Consider the following 22,299-nt stretch of genomic DNA (forward strand, 5'->3'; position numbering starts at 1 on the left):
ACCGGCGTAACGGCCTTTCCGAGGGGGTCCTGCACCGAATAGGCAGCGGTGCGAGACGCCCAATATAGGGAATCGCTCCCCATGATTTCGGTTCCCGATCGCGCGACCGTAGAAGTCACCGAACGCGACCGCGTCGGGCCCACACCAACAGCATCGGAAGCATGAATCATGAAGCGTTTCCTCATCGAACGGCAGATCACCGGAGCCGCCGAGCTCACCCCCGCCGAACTCGCCGCCATCTCCGAGAAGTCCAATGCCGCAATGGCTTCGCTGGGCGTCCCGTACCGCTGGATCACCAGCTATGTGGCCGGTGACAAGATCTACTGCCTGCACGAGGCCGACGACGAGGAAGCCATCCGCGAACATGCCCGCCGCGGTGGCTTCCCCGCCGATCTGGTCACGGTGGTAGCCGATGAGTTCGGGCCGCACACCGCCGCCGAACACTGACCTCGCCACGAAACGCCCGGGCAGCTACGACCACTGCCCGGGCCGCAGCACATCCACCCAATCGGCCGGCCAGGTCGCCAGCACGATGATCACCATGAAGACCAGATGCACCGGTGCGGCGGTACTCTCCTTCACCCCGTGATGGTTGACGATATGCGTGACCACGGCCCCGGTCAGGACGAGTATCAGCACCGCCGCGCCGAGAAACCGCGCCTCCTGGAACGGGATCGCCAACAGCACCGCACAGACGCCCTCGATGCCGCCGACGACGAACCGGAACCAGCCCGGCCACCCCCATTCCGGGAACTTTACCGAGTAGGCCGGGCCGAAAAACGTTGGTCCAGGCCAAAATTTGGTCACCGCGCCCAGAAGGAACTCGAACGCCAGAAACCAGAGCAGGCCGGTAGCGACCCATCCGGGCCAAGTGTGAGCGATACCCATACCGCCATGACCATCGGCCCGCCCGGAGTGTGACAGCCCCGCGTGCATCGGTGCTGTCACATTTTGCCGCTCCCACGCGTCATGGAGGTGAGGGCCCGAATCAGGGCCGCCGAGTGATGGTGTCGCGAAGGAGTCGGTCGATGAAGCTGGTCGTGTTCGGGGCGAGTGGCGGGGTGGGGCAGCAGCTGCTGGAGCAGGCGGTGACGGCGGGGCATGAGGTGACGGCGGTGGTCCGGGACGCGCGGAAGGTGGAGCGGTTTCCGGTCCGGGTGGTCACCGCGGACGTGCTCGACGGCGATCCCGCGGAGCTGGCGTCGGCGATCAGCGGCGCCGACGCGGTGCTCTCGGCGCTGGGCCCGGCGGGAAACAAACAGGCGGGCGTGGCATCCCGGGCCACCGAAGCGATCGTGCGAGCCATGACGGAGGCGGGCGTGCGTCGACTGGTCGTGGTCAGCGCCGCACCGGTGCGAACCACCCCGTCGCCCGGAAACCCGAACCCGCCCAAGCGCGACGAAGGCGACGGCCTCTTCCTGAAATACGTCATCTACCCGATCGTCAAAGCCGTGCTGCGCCCCCAATATCTGGACCTCGCCCTGATGGAGGACGAACTGCGGACGAGCAACCTGGATTGGACCGCGATCCGCCCGGTGCAGCTCACCGACAAACCCCGCACCGCCGCCTACCGCACCGCCATCGACGAGAACCTCCCCGGCGGCCGCTACATCTCCCGCGCCGACGTGGCGCACGCCATGCTCCACGCCCTCGACCGGCCGCAATCCATCGGCCACGCCATCGGTGTAGCCAACTGACACAACAGAATCGAGAAAACCATGCACGAAATACCGGTAACCCGTACCGAAACCCCGGTCCACGAACCGATCACAATGATCAACGCCTTCACCGTCCCCGTCGCGGAAACCGAAGCCTTCCTCCAATTCTGGCGCGAGAACGCCGAAATCATGGCCGCCCAAGCAGGTTTCGTCCGATCCCGCCTACACCAATCCCTGATCGACGACGCCGAACTCCGCTTCGTCAACGTCGCCAGCTGGGAAAGCGGCGTCCAACTGGAAGCAGCCCTGGCCCGCCCCGAATGGCAAGCCAGCGCCCAGCAATTACTGAACCTGGACGTCACCGCCCGCCCCAGCATCTACCAGGGCATTATCGACGTCGAACCCGGAGCCAGGCTGCGAGGCTGAAGAAGTCCGCCCGTGGCGTTCTCGGAGTGAGAACGCCACGGGCGGTGGGTTATCCGCGGCGGTAGTTCTGGTGCTTGGCGGGTGGGATGGCCAGGCGGCCGGTGCCGTGAATTTTGCCGGTGGAGGCTTGTTGTTGTTTGCCGGACTTGCCGCGGCGTTCGCGGCGGGAGAGGGGCGGCTCCGGGGGAGTCGCGTTCTCGAGGTCGGGCATTGTGTGGGGGTCGAATTCGGGGTGCGGAAGGTGCTTGGGCACGGGTCCTCCTGGGGAGCATGTGGGACCGACTCGCCGGACGGGGGCCGGTCGGGAATCGGGGAGGCCGCACGGTCAGAGGGTGCGGCGAGCGCGAGGGAGAGGTCGCGCCGGGAAGCTCAGGAGTACAGCTGAATCCACATGACGATGACTGTATCCGGGGATCGGCGTGGGGTGCATCTTATTTTCCAGCTGCGGTTATTCTGCGGCAATGACCTTGTTGCTCTTGGGATTGGCCATTGCTTGCGAGATCACGGCGACTGTTTCGCTGAAGGTTTCGGAGGGGTTCAGCAAGGTGGTGCCGTCGATAATCGTGGTGATCGGGTACGGGGCGGCGTTCTTCTTCCTGTCGCAGGCGTTGAAGCGCGGGATGCCCGTCGGGGTGGCGTACGGGATCTGGTCGGCGGTGGGGGTGGTGGCGGTGGCGACGATCGGGGCGCTGTTCCTGGACGAGCATCTGTCGCTGGTGCAGGTGGGCGGGATCGTGCTGGTGGTGGGCGGGGTGCTGGCGCTGGAACTCGGTGGGGCGCACTGAGTTTCGTCAGTCTTGGACGCGGACCGCGTATCCGGCGTCGGCCAGGGCGGTGAGGACGTCGTCGCGGTGGGCGGGGCCGCGGGTCTCGAGGGTGAGCAGGACCTCCACCTCGTCGATGGCCAGCCACGCCCCGGTGCGGGAGTGCGCGACATCCAGGACGCTGGCCCCGGTGCGGCCCAATTCGGCGAGCAGGCGGGAGAGGCTGCCGGGGCGATCGGAGATGGTGATGCGGGCGGACAGGTAGCGGCCGGCGGCGCTGAGGCCGTGACCGACCACCCGGGTGAGGAAGAGCGGGTCGATATTGCCGCCGGACAACACCGCGCACACCGGGCCGTCGCGCAGGTCGAGTTCCTCGGGGGTGCAGGCCATCAGGGCGGCGACAGCGGCCGCGCCCGCGGGCTCGACGATGAGTTTGGCACGCTCCATACAGAGCAGCAGCGCGCGGGACAGGGCGTCTTCGTCGACGGTCAGGATCGCCGGTGCGGCTTCCACGATGTGTTCGAAGGGCACCTCGCCCGGCAGCCCGACCGCGATGCCGTCGGCCATGGTCGCCATGCTCTCCAGGCGTTGCGGTTTACCGGCCGCGAGCGAGGCGGGCCAGGCGGCGGCCTCGGCGGCCTGCACACCGATGACCCGGACCTGCGGAGCCAGCCGCTGCAATGCACCCGCGATCCCGGCGAGCAACCCGCCACCGCCCGTGGGCACCAGGACCGTGCCGACATCCGGTATCTGCTCCAGGATTTCCAGCGCCACCGTCGCCTGCCCGGACACGATATCGAGGTGATCGAAGGGATGCACCAGCGTCGCCCCGGTCTGCGCGGCGAATTCGTGTGCGGCGGCGAGTGATTCGTCGATGGTCTCGCCCACCTGATGCACCGTCGCCCCATATGCCTTGGTGGCCACCAACTTCGGCAGCGCCGCACCCACCGGCATGAACACCGTCGATTCGATTCCCAGCGAGGTGGCCGCCCACGCCACCCCTTGCGCGTGATTGCCCGCGCTCGCCGCCACCACCCCGCGCACCCGTTCGGCCTCGGGCAGATTGGCGATCCGGTTGTAGGCCCCCCGCGGTTTGAACGACCCGGTTCGCTGAAGGTTCTCGCACTTCAACCGCACCTCGTGCCCGATCCGCTCGGACAGCACCCGTGAGGAGACCACGGGGGTCCGGCGGATGACCGGTGCCAGCAGAGTCGCCGCCGCTTCGATCCGACCCAGGAGATCCATGGCCGCCATGGTGCCAGGAGTTAACGGACCTGTCTCGTGGCGCACCGCGCTCCGCGCCCCTCTTGCGGACGACCGATGTCGGCGCGACCGTGGGATATGGCCACTCCCACCGCATTGCCCGCGGAGGTCGAAACTTCGCGTTCAGCAAGAGCGCCGGTTCGCCCGGCCGGATGATCGCCATGCTGCGTGATGCCGACCGCGCGGCGGCCGGTTATCCGAGCCGCCGTGGTCTTACCCGGCCCGCGATCCCCTGGGATGTCATCGAAGCCGCGCGGGCCGTGGCAAACGGCGCTGACCAGGCGCGACACGTTCAATCATGTCGCGGTACGCGGGTGTTCCGGATTAGTGTCGGACCGATCGGTCTGATAATTCTGCGCCACCCCTACCGCGGAAGCGAGCAGCATCGTGCCCGAAGCCGGGAAAGCCCTTGCCACGCTGGCCTTCTCCATCGCACTCGGCACCGTGCCGGTCCTCGGCGCACCCGCCGCGCACGCGAATGTCGGCAGCTGCGGCGGCGGCGACTTCCGCTGGACGGCGGTCAATGGCGGCATCACCATGCAGCCGCAGTTCCTCACCTTCACCTCGGTGGGCCGGCTGTGGGACTGCGTGGGTGCCACCGGCATTACCGGCGGCACCTTCACCGGCGTGCACACCGCCTGGTCGGACTGCATGCACCCCGCGGACGGGCCGATCACCGTCACCATCGTGTGGTCGAACGGCGAATCCAGCACGCTGGCGGGCCCGTGGCCGGTCGGCATGATGCAACCCGCCGTCGGCCCGCTCGAAGTCGTCGCCGGATTGGGGCAGGGCAGCCGCGCGCAGATCAGCGCCACCTACGAAATGGGCACCCCGGATCAGGTGATGGGTTGCATGGGATCCGGCATTCCGACCGGCGTGGGCCACCTGTCGGCAACCATTCTCTAGGCCCGCGGCCGAGTGATCTTGCGCCATAAGATATATGGATCGCGAAATAATCGGGAAATGGCTGTGCAATGCGGGGGCAACGGCCGATTCCTACCTTGAGCCGACCATTGTCGGATCTCGGATCGGATGCACTATGACCGATATCGCCTCTCCCGCGACGACGGCGGGATCCCCTGCGCCCCCAGTTTACGACCCGCGCCTGACCAATGACGATCTGGCCCCGTTGCGCGAACAACGCTGGGGCGCTTACCACATCTTCGCCTTCTGGATGTCGGATGTGCACAGCGTCGGCGGATATGTCACGGCCGGAAGCCTTTTCGCGCTCGGACTGGCCGGCTGGCAGGTACTGGTGGCCCTGCTCATCGGCATCACGATCGTATATTTCCTGTGCAATCTGGTGGCCGCGCCCAGCCAGCGGTCCGGGGTGCCGTATCCGGTCATGTGTCGCAGCGCTTTCGGGGTGATCGGGGCGAATATCCCGGCCATCATCCGGGGGCTGATCGCGGTGGCCTGGTACGGGATCCAGACCTATCTGGCCTCGGCGGCGCTGATCGTGGTGGCGGTCAAGCTGCTCCCCGGGCTCGCGCCGTACGCGGTCACCGACGACTACGGTTTCCTCGGGCTGTCGCTGCTGGGCTGGGCCGCGTACCTGGTGCTGTGGGTGATCCAGGCGGCCGTGTTCTGGCAGGGCATGGAATCGATCCGGCGATTCATCGACTTCTGCGGCCCCGCCGTGTATGTCGTGATGTTCCTGCTCTGCGGATACCTGATCTACAAGGCCGGCTTCGGCGCGATCGACCTGCAATTGGGTGAGGTGAAGTACCACGGCTGGGACGCGCTGCCGGTGGTGCTCGGCGCGATCGCCCTCGTGGTGTCCTACTTCTGCGGGCCGATGCTGAACTTCGGCGACTTCTCCCGCTACAGCAAATCCATGGCGGCGGTGAAGCGCGGCAACCTGCTCGGGCTGCCGGTGAACTTCCTGGCCTTCTCGCTGCTGGTGGTGATCACCGCGTCGCTGACCATGCCCGTCTACGGCGAACTCATCACCGATCCGGTGGAGACGGTGGCGCGCATCGACAACACCTTCGCGATCGTGCTGGGCGCGCTGACCTTCACCATCGCCACCGTCGGCATCAACATCGTCGCCAACTTCATCTCGCCCGCCTTCGACTTCTCGCACGTCAGCCCGCAGAAGATCAGCTGGCGGATGGGCGGCATGATCGCGGCGGTCGGGTCGGTGCTCATCACGCCGTGGAACCTCTACAACAATCCCGAGGTCATCCATTACACCCTCGAGGTGCTCGGCGCGTTCATCGGACCACTGTTCGGGGTGCTGATCGCCGACTACTACCTGGTGCGCAAGCAGACCATCGTGGTGGACGATCTGTTCACCATGTCCGAGTCCGGAAAGTACTGGTACCGCAAGGGATTCAACCCGGTCGCGGTGGCGGCGACCGTGGTCGGGGCGCTGGCGGCGGTCTTCCCGGTACTGGCGAAGGACGTGTACGGCATGCATACCGCGGCCCAGTACAGCTGGTTCATCGGATGCGGTCTCGCCCTCGCCGTATATGTGGTTGTCTGGCGATTTGCCAGCGATTATGCATTGGATGGTAAAACTGTGTCCCAGCAGACATAAACCGCACGCACTCGCGTATTAAAGGCCACAGCCGCTAAATATGCGTTTCCGAAGCGGAATTAGCTAGCGTGAACGACATGCAGCTCTCCCGGTTCACCGATCTCGGCTTGCGAGCGCTCATGCGCCTCGCGGTCGCCCGGGACGCCGAGGAGCGTGTCACCACGAAACTCATTGCCCGGCAGGTGAACGCGTCGGAGAATTACGTGGCCAAAGCGGTCGCGCGGCTCTCCGAACTCGGCTACGTGGCCGCACAACGCGGCCGGACGGGTGGTCTGTTCCTCACCGAAAAGGGACGGACCACCACGGTCGGCCATATTGTGCGCGCGCTCGAAGGCGATACCGAGGTCATCGATTGCGAAGGCGATAATCCGTGCCCGCTGGCGAGTGCCTGCCGGTTGCGGAAAATCCTGGCCAGTGCCCAGGAAGCGTTCTACGCCGAACTCGACCGCTACACCCTGGCCGATCTGGTGAACCAGCGCACCGTGGAGCTGCTGCATCTGCCGGTCTTCCCGGCAGTCGTTCTCGACGACTAGGAGACACCCATGACCGCGCCGGATTCGGTCCTGTCGGCCACCCCGGAACTGGAGCCCGAGCACGCGGAGGTGATCCGGGCGACGCTGCCGCTGGTCGCGTCGCGCATCGACGACATCACCCCGCTGTTCTATCGCAAGATGTTCGCCGCGCATCCGGAGTTGTTGCGGGACAGGTTCAATCGCGGGAATCAGCAGCAGGGGGCGCAGCAGCGGGCATTGGCGGCCTCCATCGCGACCTATGCCTCGCACCTGGTGGATCCGGCGCTGCCGCATCCACGGGAACTGCTGGCGCGTATCGGCCACAAGCACGCGTCGCTGGGCGTCACCGCCGCCGAATACCGGATCGTGCACGAGCATCTGTTCGCAGCGATCGTCGAGGTGCTGGGCGCGGATGTGGTCAGTCCGGCGATCGCCGCAGCCTGGGATCGCGTGTATTGGCTGATGGCAACCACTCTCATCGATTTCGAGGCCGGGCTGTACGAGGCCGCCGGGGTCGCACCCGGTGACGTGTTCCGCGAAACCCGCGTGGTGGAACGGCACGACGATCCCTCCGGGGTGGCCGTGTTCGTCGTCGAATCCGCCGATCCCGCCCGGCCGCTGCCGGAATTCGCTCCCGGACAGTACATTTCGGTCGGCGCCGACCTGCCCGACGGTGCTCGTCAGCTGCGTCAGTACAGCCTGATCAATCATTCGGGCGCCGGTCGCCTGGCCTTCGCCGTGCGCCGCGTGGGCGCCGAAGCGGGCACGCCCGCGGGTGAGGTCTCCTCCTGGCTGCACGAAACCATCGGCGCGGGGGACAGGCTCCAGATCACGCTGCCCTTCGGCGATCTCACCATCGACACCGAGGCCGGCACGCCGCTGGTGCTGATCTCCGCCGGCATCGGCATCACCCCGATGGCGGGCATGCTGGAATACCTCGCGGCCGAAACCCCGAACCGCCGGACCCTGGTGCTGCACGCCGACCGGTCCGCCGCGGCGCATCCCTTGAAGGCCAGGGTTTCCGAGCTGATCGCCGCCCTGCCCGATGCGGATTCCCGCACCTGGTACCAGGCCGACGGCCACGGATTGATCGACCTGTCGGGGCTCGACCTACCCGCGGACGCCGACTACTACCTGTGCGGTGGAAACGGATTCCTGCAATCGGTGCGCGCCCAGCTCATGTCCGCCGGAATTCCCAGCGACCGAGTGCATTTCGAACTCTTCGCGCCCAACGACTGGCTGCTGCCGGTCTGAATCCGACGGGCGATCAGTTGCGGTATGCCGCGACGGCGGCGAGAACCCCGGCGAGCCAAGGGGTGTAGCGGTCCGGTGCGGCCGCCACGGCCTCGGCGAGAGCATCCGGATCGACCCAGTCGATCTCGGCGACCTCATCCGGATTCGGTTGCGGCGCGACATCTCCCACCCGGCCGATGAGTACGTGATCGAACTCGTACTCGACCCGGCCGGTGGCGGGATCGCCGGCCTGATAGGTGAACCGGCCGACCTCGGTGAGCTCGGCCGCCATCCCCAGTTCCTCACCGAGGCGAATACCGGCCGCCTCGGCCACGTCCTGCCCGGGCAGCGGATGCCCGCAGCAGGTGTTGGTCCACAACAGCGGGAAGCGGGTTTTCACCGCGGCCCGCTGTTGCAGCAGCACCCGGCCGGTGTCGTCGAACAGCAGCACCGAGAAGGCCCGGTGCAGCCGTCCCGGCGCGGTGTGCGCCGCCGCCACCGGCAGCGAACCGGCCGCACGGCCCTGCTCGTCGACGAGCTCGACGAGCAGGGTTTCACGGTCGACCGCCGGGGTGGCGTCGGAAGCGTCGAGAGTGCCGGTCACCGGCCTACCTTATCGGCGGCGATCAACAGGTACTGGAAGCTCCCCTCCTTGTACGAGGTCAGGAAGGGTTTCTCCACACCGGTCGCCAATTCGGAGTGGGTGCGCATCTCCCAGTACGGGATGGTGGCCGGGGTGAGGTCGGTGACCGCGACCGGGACCAGGTTATTGGCCGCGAGGGCCTTGAAGTACTCGCTACGCGGATGGATATTGCAACCGTAGTGCGCGTCGATCCAGCTCACCGACGCCGACCGCGCGCCGAACACGTCATTGGAGCAACCGGTGATGCAGACGTAGCGGCCGCCGGGTTCGAGCAACCGGGAGAACTCGGCGAACAGCTCGTAGAGATCCACGTACATGGTGGTCTCATTGGTCCAGATGCCGCGCCGTGAACCGGTCTCGAATCCGGTCTCCAGCATGTTCTTGAAATGGAAGCGGACCTTCTCGGCCACGCCGCGATCCTCGGCCTGGGCATTGGCGAAACCGGCCTGGTATTCGGAGATGGTGACGCCGTCGACCGCGCAGCCGAAACGCTGGTTGGCCATGAAACTGGTGCCGCCGCGCCCGGATCCGCCGTCCATCAGCGTATCGCCGGGCCGCACATCCCCGAGATGGTCGAGCAGCACATCGGCCTGCGCGGTCTCCAGGCGATGCAGATCCTTGACGATGCGCTCCTGGCGGCCCTCCTCCGGGCCCTCCAGAATCGACCAGTCGGGGTCGCCGAGCCCGTAGTGATGGTGGAAGAGTCCATCCACCTCGCCGAGCACGGTGTTCACCCGGTCGTCATTGGGATTGTTGTTCCAATACGCCGCAACGGATTTCTGATATTCGGTGCGCAGGACACCATCGGCTTCTGGCTGAAGCGCGGTCATGGCGGGTCATCCTTTCAATCGTTGTAGCGGCGGCTGTCGGCATGCCACGCCCGGTTACCGCCCATCCAGGCCCACAGGCCGGTCAGGAAACGGTGCAGCTCGGGGGATCCGGTGGCGGCCAAGGCGCCGGCCTCCGCTTCGAAACGGTGAACCAATTCGTCGTGCACTTCGGCGGTGCGCTGCACGGCTTCGCGCCGCGAGCATTTCTCCTCCGCCGCCAGTACCGTCGGCAGGTTGAATTCCCTTCCGTTGGAGAGGTCTTCGCGTGCCATCGAGTACAAGTCGTTGACCATCTGGGCGGCCAGTGCGGCGGTGGTGGTGACCCGCCGCACCCGTGGGTCGGTGTATTCGGCGGCGGGCAGTTCGTAGCCGTCCACCGCGTCGATCGGGGCCATGCAGGGCAGGAAGCTGTGCGGCTGCCGGTTGAGCAGGTACTCCCACACCGGCGGCATGCGCCCGGCCGCCCGCCACCCGGCCTCCGCGCCCAAAGCGATGAACCAGCCCGCGATCTCGGTCCGCAGCCGCGCCACCTGGGTGGGAGAAGCGAACTGGGACAGATGCTCGAAGGAGGTCCGGAAGGCCCGCAGAATCGGATCGCTCTGCATGGCTTCTTCGACCTTGACCTGATACCGCGCCGGCAGATGCACCGGATCCATTGCGGCGGCGGCCAATTCGAGTCTGGGCCCGAGCTCGGCCTCCGCACTGGACTTGCTGCCGTCCGGCGCGATATCGCTGGCGTCCTCCTCGCAGTAGTAGTCGTCCACCGACCACTCCGAGACCGCGCACTTCGCGGCGGCCAGCAGCCGATCCGCGTCATCGCATCCCGGATGCGCGAGCATGATCAACCGCCCGAAGTCGGCCTTGCGAAGTTCGTCGAGCCGGCCTTCATAGAGCCCGATCGCCTTGGCCCAGTCGATGATCCCGGTGTTCACAGCCTCCGCCAGCACCGGATTGTCGCGCACCGGCGGTGGACAGTAGAGCGTCGGAATCACCGGCCCCCGAGCCCGCTCCCGGCGCAACGATGCCACGCCGATCCCGCTGGGTCCGTTGGGAATCCGCCCCGGCCGCCCGGCTGCCGTATCCGCCGACCGAGCTCCGTTCGAGATGGCGGTAGCCGCCGAACCCGTCGGTGCGACCGATGCCGCGGTCCCGGCGCGTCCGGTGAGGGTCTGCTCCACACCGTGCGCCGGAACCGGGGGCCGGACCCGTCGCGCCGCCCCGGGGGCGAGCGCGGCACCATTCGTGCCCGGTGCGGGCCGCGGCAGGCGGGAAGCTCCGTGCGCGGCGCCTCCGGCAGCCACGCGAGTATCCGAGTCGGTAAGGCCGCCAAGCGAATTGGTCCCCGGTCGGGTCGGAGTGCCCGGTGAAGCGAGGCCGCCCGGTGTAGGGACGCCGCCTGGTGAGGCGAGGCCGCCCGGTGTCGAGACGCCGCCTGGTGAGGAGGTGTTGCCCGGTGTAGGGACGCCGCCTGGTGAGGCGAGGCCGCCCGGTGAGGCGAGGCCGCCTGGTGAGGGGACGCCGCCCGGTGAGGCGAGGCCGCCCGGTGAGGGAACGCCGCCTGGCGCGGGGACGCTGCTCGGTGAGGGGACTCCGCCCGGCGAGGGGGTGTTGCCCGGTGAGGGGAGGGTGGTGCCGGGTGCGGGGAGGTTGATGAGGATTGCCGCTGAGCCCAGGCCGCGGGGGCCGATGAGGCGTTTGGGTTCGGCCGGGCGTCCGGGTTCCGGTGGGAGGGCCGCGGTCGGGGTGGTTTCGGCGGCGTCGGATGCACCCAGGCGCGGATCGTCCAGGGGTGCAATCGAATTCGGGAAGGCGAGGGTGGGTGGGGCGGCGGGGTCCAGGTTGGTCAGGAGCGCGGCGACCGCCGCCGCCACCTCGTGGGTGGCGGGCGGCGCCGCGGCGCGTGAGAGCACCGACATGACCGGTTTCTCCGATCAGTCGGACTGGCGAGCGACCAGCACATTGTCGAGAATGCCGAGCGCGTCGGGGACCAGGACGGCGGCCGAGTAGTAGCAGCTGACCAGGTAGGAGATGATCGACTGGTCGTCGATGCCCTTGAAGCGGACGTTCAGGCCGGGCTCGTACTCGTCCGGAATGCCGGTCTGGTGCAGGCCGACCACACCCTGATCCTTCTCGCCGGTGCGCATGGCCAGGATCGAGGTGGTCTGGGTGTCGCTGACCGGGATCTTGCCGCACGGGTAGATGGGCACGCCGCGCCAGGCGGGCACCCGGTGGCCGTCCACCTCCACCGGATCGGGATAGATGCCGCGCTTGCTGCATTCGCGCATGAGCGCCGCGATCGCCTTCGGATGCGCCAGGAAAAGTTTGGTGCTGCGCCGCATGGACAGCAGTTCGTCCATATCGTCCGGGGTCGGCGGGCCGGACTCGGTGTAGATGCGCTGCTTGAGGTCGCAGTTGTTGAGCAGGCCGAAGTCCGGGTTGTTGACCAGGTCGTATTCGCGCCGCTCGTACATGGCCTCGATGGTCAGCCGCAGCTGCTGCTCCACCTGATCGTGCGGATCGTTGAACAGGTCCGCGACGCGGGTGTGCACGCGCAGCACCGACTGGCCGAGGCTGAGCTCGTACTCCCGCGGCTGGCTGTCGTAGTCGACGAAGGTGCCGTCGAGCAGCGGCTCCCCGGAATGCCCGGAGGAGACCACGATTTCGGCCTCACCGTATTTGTTCTGTGGCGCGGCGGGCGCGTCGGCCACCGCGGCCAGATGCTGTTGCAGCGCCGGAATGTGCTCCGACAGCTCCGACAGGGCTTGGCGCGGCAGGGCCAGGATGGTGGTCGGGGTGACCGTCTTGACCGTCACCGGCCAGATGGCGTCGTCGTCGACCAGCATCTCGTCGCCGAAGAAGTCGCCGCCGGCCAGCATGCCCACCTTGGTGGTCTCGCCGTATTCACCGGTGCCGATCTTGCTGAGCTTGCCGTGCACGATGAGCAGCACCTGGTCCATCGGATTGCCGAATTCGGCGACCACGGTGCCGGGTTGCAGATCGCGCTGTTCGAAGCGCTGGGCGACGGCCGCCAGTACCTCTTCGTCGTCGAATCCGCGCAGCTGCGGCAATTCCTGGAGTTCGAGCGGGATGACCCGCGCGCTCGGGCCGTTGATGACGAACTCCACCTCGCCGTTGCCGACGGTGTGGGTGAGGCGCCGGTTGACCCGGTACACACCACCTTTGACCTGCACCCAGGGCAGCGAGCGGGTCAGCCACCGGGAGCTGATGCCCTGCATCTGGGGTTCGGATTTGGTGGTGTGCGCCAGCCGGCCGGCGGCGGCGGTACTGAGGGACTTGCGAACGTGGTTGGTTTCGGCCTGAGTGGGCAGTTCGATGGTCATGCTGCGGTCCTCGGATCGAAGGGCCGCCGCGGGTTAACTCGCGGCGGGCGTCCATGGCGAATCGGCAGGCCGCGAGAGGGCCTGCGAGAACTAGTCAAGTGAGTGAAATGACATGCGCGACACTGCGTTCCAGCGCTACCGATGGTAAGTCTGCGAGTTATTCACGCGCAGGAAAACTCCATAAACGGAAGATTTGCAGATTCACAGCAGTGATTCGGAGCTGGCGCCACGTTGGAGTGGTGCGAGTGCATTTCGAACACGTGCGCCCGCTCGCCGGGCGTTCCGTACCGGTAAGTACCCGATCCGTACCGGTTGCGGCCACGGCCGGCGCGTGCATGGCGCTGCTCACAAGCCCCGCGCAGTAGGCTGGGGGTATGGCAAGCTCATCACGACGCGTTGGGGTGGATGACGCTGGTCACGAGCAGAACAGGTCTGGGAGCACAGCCTTGAAATTCAATACGAAGTCCGTTGTAGGGCCGATGCAGCGCCTGGTGGCGACCGCCCAGAACGGACTCGAGGTGATCCGGTTCGGGGGACTGGTTCACGAGATCGAATCCTCGCCGTACGAGATCGTCGAGCGCAAGCGGATGTATCGGCTGCGGCATTACTTCCCGGACGCCGTCGGTACCGACCGTCCGGTTGTGGTGCTGGTGCCGCCGATCATGGTGACCGCGGAGATCTGGGACGTGAATGCGGCCGACGGGGCGGTCGGTATTCTCAATGCAGCCGGAATCGATTGCTGGGTGGTCGATTTCGGTTCACCCGCCACCGAAGAGGGCGGCATGGATCGCGATCTGGCCGACCATGTGCTGGCCGTCAGCTCCGCCATCGACACGGTCAACGAATTGACCGGGCGCGGCGTGCATCTCATGGGCTACTCCCAGGGCGGCATGTTCTCCTATCAGACCGCGGCCTTCCGCTACGGCAAGGGCGTGGAATCCATCGTCACCTTCGGGTCGCCGGTGGACGCGGTGGCCGGCATGCCGTTCGGGCTGCCGCACGGACTGGTCTCCGATGCCGCCGACTTCCTCACCGATCACGTGCTGAACCGGCTGCCCATCACCGAATCCATGGTGCGACTGGGCTTCCAGGCCCTCGATCCGATGAAGACCGCCAAGGCGCGCCTGGACTTCCTGCGCCAGCTGCACGACCGCGAGGCGCTGCTGCCGCGCGAACGGCAGCGGCGGTTCCTGGAAGCCGAAGGCTGGCTCGGCTACCCCGGGCCCGCATTGACCGATCTGCTGGAGCAGTTCGTCAAACACAATCGAATGATGCTGGGCGGATTTGTGATTCGCGACCAGCTGATCTCCCTGGCGGAATTGAAGTGCCCGATCCTGGCGTTCGTCGGCGAGGTCGACGATATCGGCCAGCCCGCCGCCGTGCGCGGCATCGTGCGCGCCGCGCCGAATGCCGATGTATACGAAGCCAGCATTGTGGCCGGGCATTTCGGGCTCGTCTCCGGTTCCACCGCCACCAAGCAGACCTGGCCGGTGGTGCGGGACTGGGTGAACTGGCTGAGCGCGCGCGGCGAACAGCCGCCGCAGGTCGAGCGCATGAGCCTCGATGTGGTGCGCAAGGGACCGACCTCGCCGCTCACCCGCGCCGTGCACGCGGTCGGCAGCCTCGCCGAAGCCGGGACCAGCCTGGGCAAGACCATCGAGGGCGTGGCCGGGCAGACCCTGCGCAGCACCGTCGAACTCACCGGTGAGGCGGCGCGCGCGCTGCCGCGCCTGACCCGCCTCGGCATGATCCAGCCGCACACCCGGATTTCGCTGGGCCGCTTGCTCGCCGAGCAGGCGCGGCGCAATCCGTCGCGGGAGTGCTTCCTGTTCGACGATCGGGTGCACACCCAGCAGGCCGTGAACCAGCGCATCGACAATGTGGTGCGCGGGCTCATCTCGGTCGGCGTGCGACCGGCCACCCGGGTCGGCGTGGTGATGGAGACCCGGCCGTCGGCGCTGGTGACCATTGCGGCCCTGTCGCGGCTGGGCGCGGTCGCGGTGCTGCTCGCGCCGGGCAGCGAACTGTCCAAGGTGGCCGATCTGACCGGCGCCAAACTGCTCGTCACCGACCCCGAGAACCTTTACGCCGCGGCGGCCACCGGGCACCGGGTGCTGGTGCTCGGTGGCGGCGGCGAGGCGCGAAACCTGGACGTGCCCAGCGGATCCGACGTCGTCGACCTGGAGCGCATCGATCCGGAGCAGGTCACGCTGCCCGCCTGGTATCGCCCCGATCCGGGTCTGGCACGCGAGCTGGCGTTCATTCTCGTCACCGGGACCGGCGACAAGTTCGACGTCAAGTACGTGACCAACCACCGCTGGGCGCTGTCGGCCTTCGGTACCGCCTCGGCCGCCGACCTGGGCCGCCGCGACACCGTGTATTGCCTTGCGCCACTGCATCATTCGTCCGGTCTGCTGGTGAGTCTGGGCGGCGCGGTCGCGGGTGGTTCGCGTATCGCGCTGGCCCGCTCGCTGGAACCGCAGCGGTTCGCTGAGGAGGTGCACCGTTACGGCGTCACCGTGGTCACCTACACCTGGACCATGCTGCGCGACATCCTCGATGCCGACACCTTCCCGAACGGTCACCCGCACCCCATCCGCCTGTTCATCGGCTCCGGCATGCCGGCCGGGCTGTGGCGGCGCACCCAGGAACGCTTCGCGCCGGCCAAGGTGCTGGAGTTCTACGCCTCCATCGAAGGCGATGTGGTGCTCGCCAACGTCGCCGCCGACAAGATCGGTTCCAAGGGCCGTCCGGTCCCCGGCACCGCCAAGGTCGAGCTCATCGGCTACGACCCCGAAACCGACGAAATCCAGGTCGAGGATTCGGGTTTCGCGCGCCGCTGCGCCGATAACGAAGTGGGCCTGCTGATCGGCAAAGCCTCCGAGATCGTCGACGTCTCGGCGGGCGGCCTGCGCGGCGTCTTCGCCTCCGGTGACGCCTGGATGCCCACCGAGAACCTCTTCCGCCGCGACAGCGACGGCGACTACTGGCTGATGGACCGCCGCGACACCGTGATCCACACCCCGCGCGGCCCCGTCTACACCCAGCCCATCGTGGATGTCCTCAACGATCTCACCGCCGTGGACATGGAGGTCGCCTACGCCCTCCCGGCCGGTGACCGCACCCTCGCCGTCGCCGCCGTGAGCATCCGCCCGGGCCTGCGCCTGGAACCCAAGGATGTCACCGAGGCCGTGCGCGCCCTGGCCCCCGACCAGCGCCCCGACCTGGTCTACGTGGTCGACGACATTCCCCGCAGCTCCACCTTCCGCCCCTCCACCCGGGCCGTCCAAGCCGCGGGCCGCCCGCAGCCGGGCGACCGAACCTGGTGGTACAACCGCGAATCCGAGTCCTACGAGATCCTCACTCCCGACCTCGCGACCCGCCTTTTCGCCTGATCCCGCGAGTAGCATGCGAGTGGTGAACCCCGCCGCCCGCCTGTTCTCCGCCGTCGCCGGTCAGCTCGGCAATCCGCACGGATTGCTGGGCCGGGCGACGGCCGTAGCGCTCAACCGAGGCAACCGCGCCCTCATCGAAGCCGCCGTCGACGCCGCCGCCCCCGCCCCGGGCGAGATCGCCGCCGATATCGGATTCGGTGGGGGCGTGGGTCTTTCGCTCCTGCTGAACCGGGTGGTGCCCGGCGGTCTCGTGCACGGGGCCGACATCTCCCCGGATATGCTCGCCCGCGCCCGGGCCAGCTTCGCCGAATCCATTGCGGCCGGGCACCTCAGCATCGACGAAGGCTCCCTGACCGCCCTCCCGTATGCCGACGCCACCATCGACGCCGCCATCACGGTCAACACCATCTACTTCGTTCCCGACCTGGCTCCGGCCTGCGCCGAGTTCAGCCGCGTGCTACGCCCCAAGGGCCGCGTGGTCATCGGCATCAACGACCCCGAGGGCATGGCCAAAGCGCCCTTCACCCGCTACGGCTTCACGCTGCGCCCGGTCCCTGAAATCGTCACCGCCCTGGAAGACGCGGGCCTGGAAGTGGAGCACCGCGCCCTCCCCGGCAAACCGTTCACCAGCCACCTGCTCATCGCGCGGCAGGCAGGCTGACCGAGTATCGCCCGCGGCGGCGGGCGCCGCTATCTGCTGGAGGCTACCGATTCCATTGGGGCGGTGAGGGTCTCGCGGAGCCAGCCGCGCGCTTGGAAGGCGTCGGCGGCGAGGTGATCGGCCAGGTCGGCCTCGGGCGGGTGGATCGACGGCGACCAGCTGGGAATGGCCAGTACTCGCATGCCCGCGGCGTGCGCGGAGCGGATACCGGCGGCGGAATCCTCCACGGCCACACAGCGACTCGGGTCGACATCCAACTGCTGTGCGGCATGCAGCCAGGGGGCGGGATGGGGTTTGGTCTCCGCTCGGTCCTCCCGCGCTACCACTACGCGCATGCTGGACAGCAGGTCGAAATGGGTGAGTGCGGCGGTCACGAAGCGGCGCGGTGAGGCCGAGACGACGCCGGTCACGGACCGCGCGGCAGCGGTGGTGAGCAATTCCGGAATGCCGGGAAGCAGGTCGACCCGGCCCGAATTCACCTGTGCCACCATGAGATTCACGCAATCGGTGATGACCCGTTCGACGGAATCGATTCCGCAGACCGCCGCCAGGTGATGGGCCCAGTCGCCGTGACCGTGGGTGCGGCGGCGGTCGATCTCGGTCCAGGTGTGGCCGTGCCGGGCGGCGTAATCGGACCAGCAGCGGTCCCACGGCGCCATGGTCGCGGCGAGGGTGCCGTCCAGATCGAAGAGCACCGCCTCGATACGGCCGCTCATGCCGGCGTCGGCATGGCGGGGATACCGGCCGCGATCAGCTGATCGATCGAAATCAGCTTCAGCCCATGGGTATCGGCGAAGCTGCGCAGCGCGGACAGCCGCATGACCGAACCGTCGTCGTGGCAGACCTCGCTGATCACCGCCACCGGCGTCAGCCCGGCCAGCCGCATCAGCTCGACACCCGCTTCGGTGTGGCCCTGGCGCGCGGCGAGTCCCTGCGGATGGGCGCGCAGCGGGAAGATGTGCCCGGGGCGTTGCAGGTCGCCGGCCCCGGTGGCGGGATCGGCCAGCGCGCGCAGGGTGGTGGCGCGGTCGGCGGCGCTGATGCCCGACACCACGCCCGTCACCGCATCGGCCGTCACGGTGAAGGCGGTCTGTTTGTCGTCCTCGTTCGCCGTGGTCATCAGCGGCAGGCCCAGCCGGTCGGCGCGCTCGGCCGGCATCGGTGCGCACACCACGCCGCCGGTGTAGCGGATGAAGAAGCCCAGCGATTCGGTGGTGGCCAGTTCGGCGGCCATGATCAGATCGCCCTCGTTCTCGCGCTGCTCGTCGTCCACCACGATCACGGCGCCGCCGGCGGCGATATCGGCTACCGCCGCGCTCAGCTCGTCGAAGAGGATGTTCCGGGACTGCGTACTCGTCGAAGCGGTCATCGTCAGTGGCCTCCGCCCTGTCCGGGGATGGGATCACGCGTACACAATGCAAACGACCGTAAACGAACCAAGATCATTATTAACGCAGCCGCGATGCGAATCCTTTTCCGGGTCGGCGATCTCTAATGGTGGTGATAGTGCAATCGAGACGCAGGGCCGTCGAGGAGTCGGGCGGAGTGGAACGTGGTTGGGCCGGTGCGCGGCTGGTCGAAGCGGCGCAGGCCGGGGATCGGGACGCCATCGCAGCGGTGGTGCACGGGGCGCACCCGCACGTGCGGCGCTTCGCGCAGCACCTGTGCGCCTCCTCCGCCGATGCCGAGGACGCGGCGCAGGAGGCCCTGATCATCCTGTATCGCAAGATCGGGACCTTGCGCGCGACCGCCGCCCTGGCGTCGTGGATGTTCCGGATCGTGCGCAACGAATGCCTGCGCCGGGCGCGGGCGGTGCTCGACACCGAACCCGCCGTCGACCTCGACTTCGACCCCGCCGCCTCGGCCGAGGAGGAGGTGCTGCGCCGCCTGGACGCGGAACAGCTCGCCGGCGCGATCGCCGAACTGCCGATGGTGCAACGGCGGGTCCTGATCATGCGCGATGTGCTCGGACACTCCGGCCGCGCCACCGCCGACGCACTCGGATTGAGCACCGCGGCAATGAAATCCCAGCTGCACCGGGCGCGCACCGCCGTCCGCCAGAGCCTCGTCCTCGACCGCTAGACCACCACCATCCGATCCCGCAACGAAGGGGAGTTCTGTCATGCTCGAAACCGGATCCATCGCGCCCGGTATGGAATTCGAAGATACCGACGGCCGCCCGTGGCGGCTGGCCGACTATCGCGGCAAGCACGGCGTTCTGCTGTACTTCATGCGCTCGACCTCGTGCCCGATCTGCAATCGGCACGTCCGTGATCTCGTCGCGAAACAGCAGGAGTTCCAGGATGACAACATCCGCGTGTTCGTGGCCGTCCCCGAAGACGCCGCGACAGGCGCGGCCTGGCGGGCCAAGCGCGCCGTCCCGTTCCCGGTGCTGGTCGGCACCGAAGCGCGCCCGCACGAGTCGATCGGCCTGAGCCGCAAGGTCTTCGGCTCCATGCAACAGTCCGGAACCGTGCTCATCGATGCGGACGGCATCGTCCGGCACGTGCACGGCGCGACCCTGCCCGTCAACGGCTACGACGGCAAGGGCATCAGCGCCGCCATCCGATCCATCCCCGGGCGCAGCGGCGTCGGTAAGTGAGGGGTGGGTGGCTGTCGCACGGCAGGTGCGACAGCCACCCGGATCAACCGCTGATGTCCGGCCTTGGAACAGAATTCGGCCACGGCTCGGGTCGGCCGCGGGTCAGACGGTGAACGAAGTGACTCCGTCGACGACGCGGGCCAGTTGCTGCTCGGTGAGGCCCGGCCACAGTGGCAGGCGCACCACGGTTGCGGAGAATTCGGCGCTGCGGGTGCAGGGGAGCGGGGTGCGGCCGAGTTTGAGGCCGGCGGGGCTGGAGTCGAGCGGGATGTAGTGGAAGGGGGCGACGATGCCGAGTCCACGCAGATGGGCGATCAGATCGTCGCGGCGGCCTTCGCCGGGAACGCGCAGGAAGTAGAGGTGCGCGGTGTGCTCGCGGTCGTCGGGGACGGTCATGAGCTGAACGTCGTTGCGGGCGGCCCACTCCGGGAGCCCCGCGGCGTAGTAGTCCCATACGCGGTGCCGGTTGGCTTGGATGGTGTCGAACTCGGCGAGCTGGGCGTCGAGGACGGCCGCGTTCAATTCGCTGGGCAGGTAGGAGGATCCGATGTCCTGCCAGGAGTACTTGTCGACCGCGCCGCGTAGGAAGCGGGCGCGGTCGGTGCCCTTTTCGCGGATGATCTCCGCACGGGCCATCAGGATTTCGTCGGTGAGCAGCACGGCGCCGCCCTCACCGCAGTGCACGTTCTTGGTGTCGTGGAAGCTGAGCGCGCCGATCGCGCCGATGGTGCCGAGCGGGCGGCCGCGGTAGTAGCCACCGAGGCCGTGCGCATTGTCTTCGATGATCGCGAAACCGTGGGTGTGGGCCAGCTTTTGCAGGCCCTCCATGTCGGCGGCGACACCGCCGTAGTGGATGACCACGACGGCCTTGGTGCGCGGGCTGATGGCGGCGGCCACCGATTCGGGGTCGAGATTGCCGGTCGCCAGGTCGATATCGGCGAAGACGACGGTCGCGCCGCGCAGCGCCATCGCGGTGGCGGTGGAGGTGAAGGCGAAACTCGGCACGATCACTTCGTCGTCGGGGCCGAGTTCCAGCAGCAGCCCGGCCATTTCGAGCGCGGAGGTGCAGGAGGTGGTGAGCAGGGCGTGCGGCGCGCCGGTGATGGCCTTCAGCTTCGCGGTCGCGGCCGCGGTGAACGGGCCGTCGCCGTGGCTGTGGTCGGACGAGAGCACCGTCTCCACATTCGCGAGCTCGCGGCTCGCGCGGAACGGTCGGCTGAAGATGATGCGGTCAGTGCTCACCCGGGTCGAATCCCCTCGCGTTGCTGTGAATTTCGGTGTGGCCGCCGCGCCCGCGTTCCTCCGGTCGCGGGGTCGGCGAATCCACCGTCAGGTACAGGGGTTTGCCGACGAGCACGTGCAGCGCCACCCCGAGGTATTCGGCGATCAGGCCGAGCGAGAACAGGATCGCGCCGGTGCACAACAGCAGCACGGTCATCAAGGAGGCCCAGCCCTCGGGATCGGTGCCGCTGTCGGTCAGTGCGTGATAGACCACCCACCCCGCCATCACACCACCGGCGAGCGCCAGTGTCACGCCCAGCATGCTCACCAGGCGCAGGCCGCGAGTTCCGCTGCACAGCACCATCTTCCAGAACAGCGAGAACAACCGGCGATAGTTGTAACCGGACTCCTCCCGCCCCTCGGCGCGCAATTGCACCGGCACCTGCGCCACATCGCTGACCACCCAGGTCAGCGCCACATCCAGGTACACGCCATTGGAGGCCACCTCGGCGAGCTGCCGCGCGATATCGCCGCGAATCAGCCGGTAGCTCTCGAACCGGGTCGAGGAGGGGAAGGCGAACACCGTCGCCAGCACGATCTTCGCCCCGCGCGAGGTGATATTGCGCAGGAACCCGTGCGGCCGCGTATTGACCGGCTTGGAGTACACCAGGTCCGCGCGCTCGTGCAGCGCCGCGTCCAGGAAATCGCCGATGAACGCCGGATCGTGCTGCCCGTCCTCGTCCATGGTGACGGTCCAGTCGCGGCTGGCCGCCGCCATGCCGGCGATGGTCGCGGCGTCCTGTCCGAAATTGCGGCTCATCCACACCACCCGCACCTGCGGATAGGTCTGTTCGAGCTCCTGCAACACCACATCGGAGCGGTCGGGCCCGTGATCGTGCACGAGAATGATCTCGTCCACGCTGTACACCGCACCACCGGGCGAGGTGGTTTCGGAGCCCAGTTTGTCGAGTTCGGCGACGAGCGCCGCAATGGTCTCTTCGCCGCGATACACGGGCACCACCACCGAGACCGCGTGCACTCGGGTGCGCGCCGGCGGGGCGGAGGTGGTCTCGTACGAACGGGACGGAATCGGCATCAGCTGGATCGACTTTCGAAGACGGTGCGTGCCGGAACTCCTCGCCAAATTACAGAGCCCGAGCCGCCGTGAACTCTAACACGGTGCAGGTCGCGGAATTCGGCTCGGAGTT

At 67.7% G+C, this 22,299-nt stretch carries 23 protein-coding genes; 12 read left to right on the forward strand and 11 right to left on the reverse strand.

Annotated features, from left to right (window positions below; all coding sequences use genetic code 11):
• The first annotated feature begins 168 nt into the window (after positions 1 to 168).
• On the forward strand, positions 169 to 447 hold the full coding sequence (locus tag NI1_RS34235) for a DUF4242 domain-containing protein (protein ID WP_067829706.1): 279 nt from the start codon (positions 169 to 171) through the stop codon (positions 445 to 447).
• A 24-nt stretch (positions 448 to 471) separates the two neighbouring features.
• Here the strand turns inward: NI1_RS34235 and NI1_RS34240 are convergent, their stop codons facing one another.
• Entirely contained in the window at positions 472 to 936 is a 465-nt protein-coding gene (locus NI1_RS34240) for a DoxX family protein (RefSeq protein ID WP_369690161.1), read from the reverse strand.
• Positions 937 to 1,028: 92 nt separating this feature from the next.
• Here NI1_RS34240 and NI1_RS34245 point away from each other — a divergent pair, with 92 nt between their 5' ends.
• A complete protein-coding gene (locus tag NI1_RS34245) occupies positions 1,029 to 1,697 on the forward strand; it encodes an NAD(P)-dependent oxidoreductase (RefSeq protein ID WP_067829712.1) in 669 nt (222 codons plus the stop codon).
• A gap of 21 nt (positions 1,698 to 1,718) precedes the next feature.
• Positions 1,719 to 2,084, forward strand: a complete 366-nt coding sequence (locus tag NI1_RS34250) for an antibiotic biosynthesis monooxygenase family protein (RefSeq protein WP_067829715.1) — start codon at positions 1,719 to 1,721, stop codon at positions 2,082 to 2,084.
• Positions 2,085 to 2,133: 49 nt separating this feature from the next.
• On the opposite strand, the gene NI1_RS38305 is transcribed toward NI1_RS34250, so the two are convergent.
• The gene (locus tag NI1_RS38305) at positions 2,134 to 2,337 is read right to left on the reverse strand and encodes a hypothetical protein (RefSeq protein ID WP_157535492.1); all 204 of its coding nucleotides are present in this window, start codon (positions 2,335 to 2,337) and stop codon (positions 2,134 to 2,136) included.
• Between the two features lie 208 nt (positions 2,338 to 2,545).
• Between NI1_RS38305 and NI1_RS34255 the strand changes: the two genes are divergently transcribed.
• Positions 2,546 to 2,869 (forward strand): DMT family transporter, encoded by a 324-nt coding sequence (locus tag NI1_RS34255; protein ID WP_067829717.1) that lies wholly within the window; start codon positions 2,546 to 2,548, stop codon positions 2,867 to 2,869.
• A gap of 6 nt (positions 2,870 to 2,875) precedes the next feature.
• On the opposite strand, the gene ilvA is transcribed toward NI1_RS34255, so the two are convergent.
• Entirely contained in the window at positions 2,876 to 4,102 is a 1,227-nt protein-coding gene (ilvA, locus tag NI1_RS34260) for a threonine ammonia-lyase (protein ID WP_439957328.1), read from the reverse strand.
• A gap of 396 nt (positions 4,103 to 4,498) precedes the next feature.
• Between ilvA and NI1_RS34265 the strand changes: the two genes are divergently transcribed.
• The 4 genes from NI1_RS34265 (at position 4,499) to NI1_RS34280 (ending at position 8,419) form a co-directional block, all read left to right on the forward strand.
• Positions 4,499 to 5,017, forward strand: coding sequence for a hypothetical protein (locus NI1_RS34265; protein ID WP_067829720.1), 519 nt, complete (start codon positions 4,499 to 4,501; stop codon positions 5,015 to 5,017).
• Between the two features lie 133 nt (positions 5,018 to 5,150).
• Positions 5,151 to 6,653 carry an NCS1 family nucleobase:cation symporter-1 gene (locus NI1_RS34270; protein WP_067829722.1) on the forward strand — a complete coding sequence of 501 codons (1,503 nt, stop codon included), beginning with the start codon at positions 5,151 to 5,153 and terminating at the stop codon, positions 6,651 to 6,653.
• A 77-nt stretch (positions 6,654 to 6,730) separates the two neighbouring features.
• Positions 6,731 to 7,186: an RrF2 family transcriptional regulator gene (locus NI1_RS34275; protein WP_067829889.1), complete on the forward strand. Its 456-nt coding sequence runs from the start codon at positions 6,731 to 6,733 to the stop codon at positions 7,184 to 7,186.
• A 9-nt stretch (positions 7,187 to 7,195) separates the two neighbouring features.
• Positions 7,196 to 8,419: a globin domain-containing protein gene (locus tag NI1_RS34280; RefSeq protein WP_067829724.1), complete on the forward strand. Its 1,224-nt coding sequence runs from the start codon at positions 7,196 to 7,198 to the stop codon at positions 8,417 to 8,419.
• A gap of 13 nt (positions 8,420 to 8,432) precedes the next feature.
• Here the strand turns inward: NI1_RS34280 and idi are convergent, their stop codons facing one another.
• From idi to NI1_RS34300, 4 genes are read right to left on the reverse strand one after another with little or no spacing between them, the layout of a single operon-like run.
• Positions 8,433 to 9,002, reverse strand: a complete 570-nt coding sequence (gene idi, locus NI1_RS34285; RefSeq protein WP_245663542.1) for an isopentenyl-diphosphate Delta-isomerase — start codon at positions 9,000 to 9,002, stop codon at positions 8,433 to 8,435.
• Positions 8,999 to 9,871, reverse strand: coding sequence for a geranyl diphosphate 2-C-methyltransferase (locus NI1_RS34290; RefSeq protein WP_067829727.1), 873 nt, complete (start codon positions 9,869 to 9,871; stop codon positions 8,999 to 9,001). The genes idi and NI1_RS34290 overlap by 4 nt, the downstream gene beginning before the upstream one ends.
• A gap of 14 nt (positions 9,872 to 9,885) precedes the next feature.
• The gene (locus NI1_RS40020; RefSeq protein WP_281179525.1) at positions 9,886 to 11,787 is read right to left on the reverse strand and encodes a family 2 encapsulin nanocompartment cargo protein terpene cyclase; all 1,902 of its coding nucleotides are present in this window, start codon (positions 11,785 to 11,787) and stop codon (positions 9,886 to 9,888) included.
• 15 nt (positions 11,788 to 11,802) lie between these two features.
• Positions 11,803 to 13,212, reverse strand: coding sequence for a family 2B encapsulin nanocompartment shell protein (locus NI1_RS34300; RefSeq protein WP_067829729.1), 1,410 nt, complete (start codon positions 13,210 to 13,212; stop codon positions 11,803 to 11,805).
• A gap of 479 nt (positions 13,213 to 13,691) precedes the next feature.
• On the opposite strand from NI1_RS34300, the gene NI1_RS34305 reads away from it, so the two are divergent.
• Together NI1_RS34305 and NI1_RS34310 are read left to right on the forward strand one after the other, a co-directional pair.
• Positions 13,692 to 16,607, forward strand: coding sequence for an AMP-binding protein (locus NI1_RS34305; protein WP_067829731.1), 2,916 nt, complete (start codon positions 13,692 to 13,694; stop codon positions 16,605 to 16,607).
• Positions 16,608 to 16,620: 13 nt separating this feature from the next.
• Complete coding sequence (locus NI1_RS34310) at positions 16,621 to 17,268, forward strand: class I SAM-dependent methyltransferase (protein WP_067829734.1); 648 nt, start codon at positions 16,621 to 16,623, stop codon at positions 17,266 to 17,268.
• 29 nt (positions 17,269 to 17,297) lie between these two features.
• Here NI1_RS34310 and NI1_RS34315 read toward each other — a convergent pair whose 3' ends face one another.
• Both NI1_RS34315 and ribB read right to left on the reverse strand, forming a co-directional pair.
• A complete protein-coding gene (locus NI1_RS34315; protein WP_067829737.1) occupies positions 17,298 to 17,984 on the reverse strand; it encodes an HAD family hydrolase in 687 nt (228 codons plus the stop codon).
• Complete coding sequence (gene ribB / locus NI1_RS34320; RefSeq protein WP_067829739.1) at positions 17,981 to 18,637, reverse strand: 3,4-dihydroxy-2-butanone-4-phosphate synthase; 657 nt, start codon at positions 18,635 to 18,637, stop codon at positions 17,981 to 17,983. The genes NI1_RS34315 and ribB overlap by 4 nt, the downstream gene beginning before the upstream one ends.
• A gap of 176 nt (positions 18,638 to 18,813) precedes the next feature.
• Here ribB and NI1_RS34325 point away from each other — a divergent pair, with 176 nt between their 5' ends.
• Positions 18,814 to 19,350 (forward strand): RNA polymerase sigma factor, encoded by a 537-nt coding sequence (locus NI1_RS34325; RefSeq protein WP_245663544.1) that lies wholly within the window; start codon positions 18,814 to 18,816, stop codon positions 19,348 to 19,350.
• Positions 19,351 to 19,390: 40 nt separating this feature from the next.
• Positions 19,391 to 19,870, forward strand: a complete 480-nt coding sequence (locus NI1_RS34330) for a peroxiredoxin family protein (RefSeq protein ID WP_067829745.1) — start codon at positions 19,391 to 19,393, stop codon at positions 19,868 to 19,870.
• A gap of 102 nt (positions 19,871 to 19,972) precedes the next feature.
• On the opposite strand, the gene rffA is transcribed toward NI1_RS34330, so the two are convergent.
• Both rffA and NI1_RS34340 read right to left on the reverse strand, forming a co-directional pair.
• Complete coding sequence (rffA, locus tag NI1_RS34335; protein ID WP_067829748.1) at positions 19,973 to 21,112, reverse strand: dTDP-4-amino-4,6-dideoxygalactose transaminase; 1,140 nt, start codon at positions 21,110 to 21,112, stop codon at positions 19,973 to 19,975.
• Entirely contained in the window at positions 21,102 to 22,187 is a 1,086-nt protein-coding gene (locus NI1_RS34340; RefSeq protein ID WP_067829751.1) for a glycosyltransferase, read from the reverse strand. Before NI1_RS34340 ends, rffA begins: the two co-directional genes overlap by 11 nt.
• Positions 22,188 to 22,299 lie beyond the last annotated feature (112 nt).

The sequence above is a fragment of the Nocardia inohanensis NBRC 100128 genome (genome assembly GCF_001612945.1).
Classification (GTDB): domain Bacteria; phylum Actinomycetota; class Actinomycetes; order Mycobacteriales; family Mycobacteriaceae; genus Nocardia; species Nocardia inohanensis.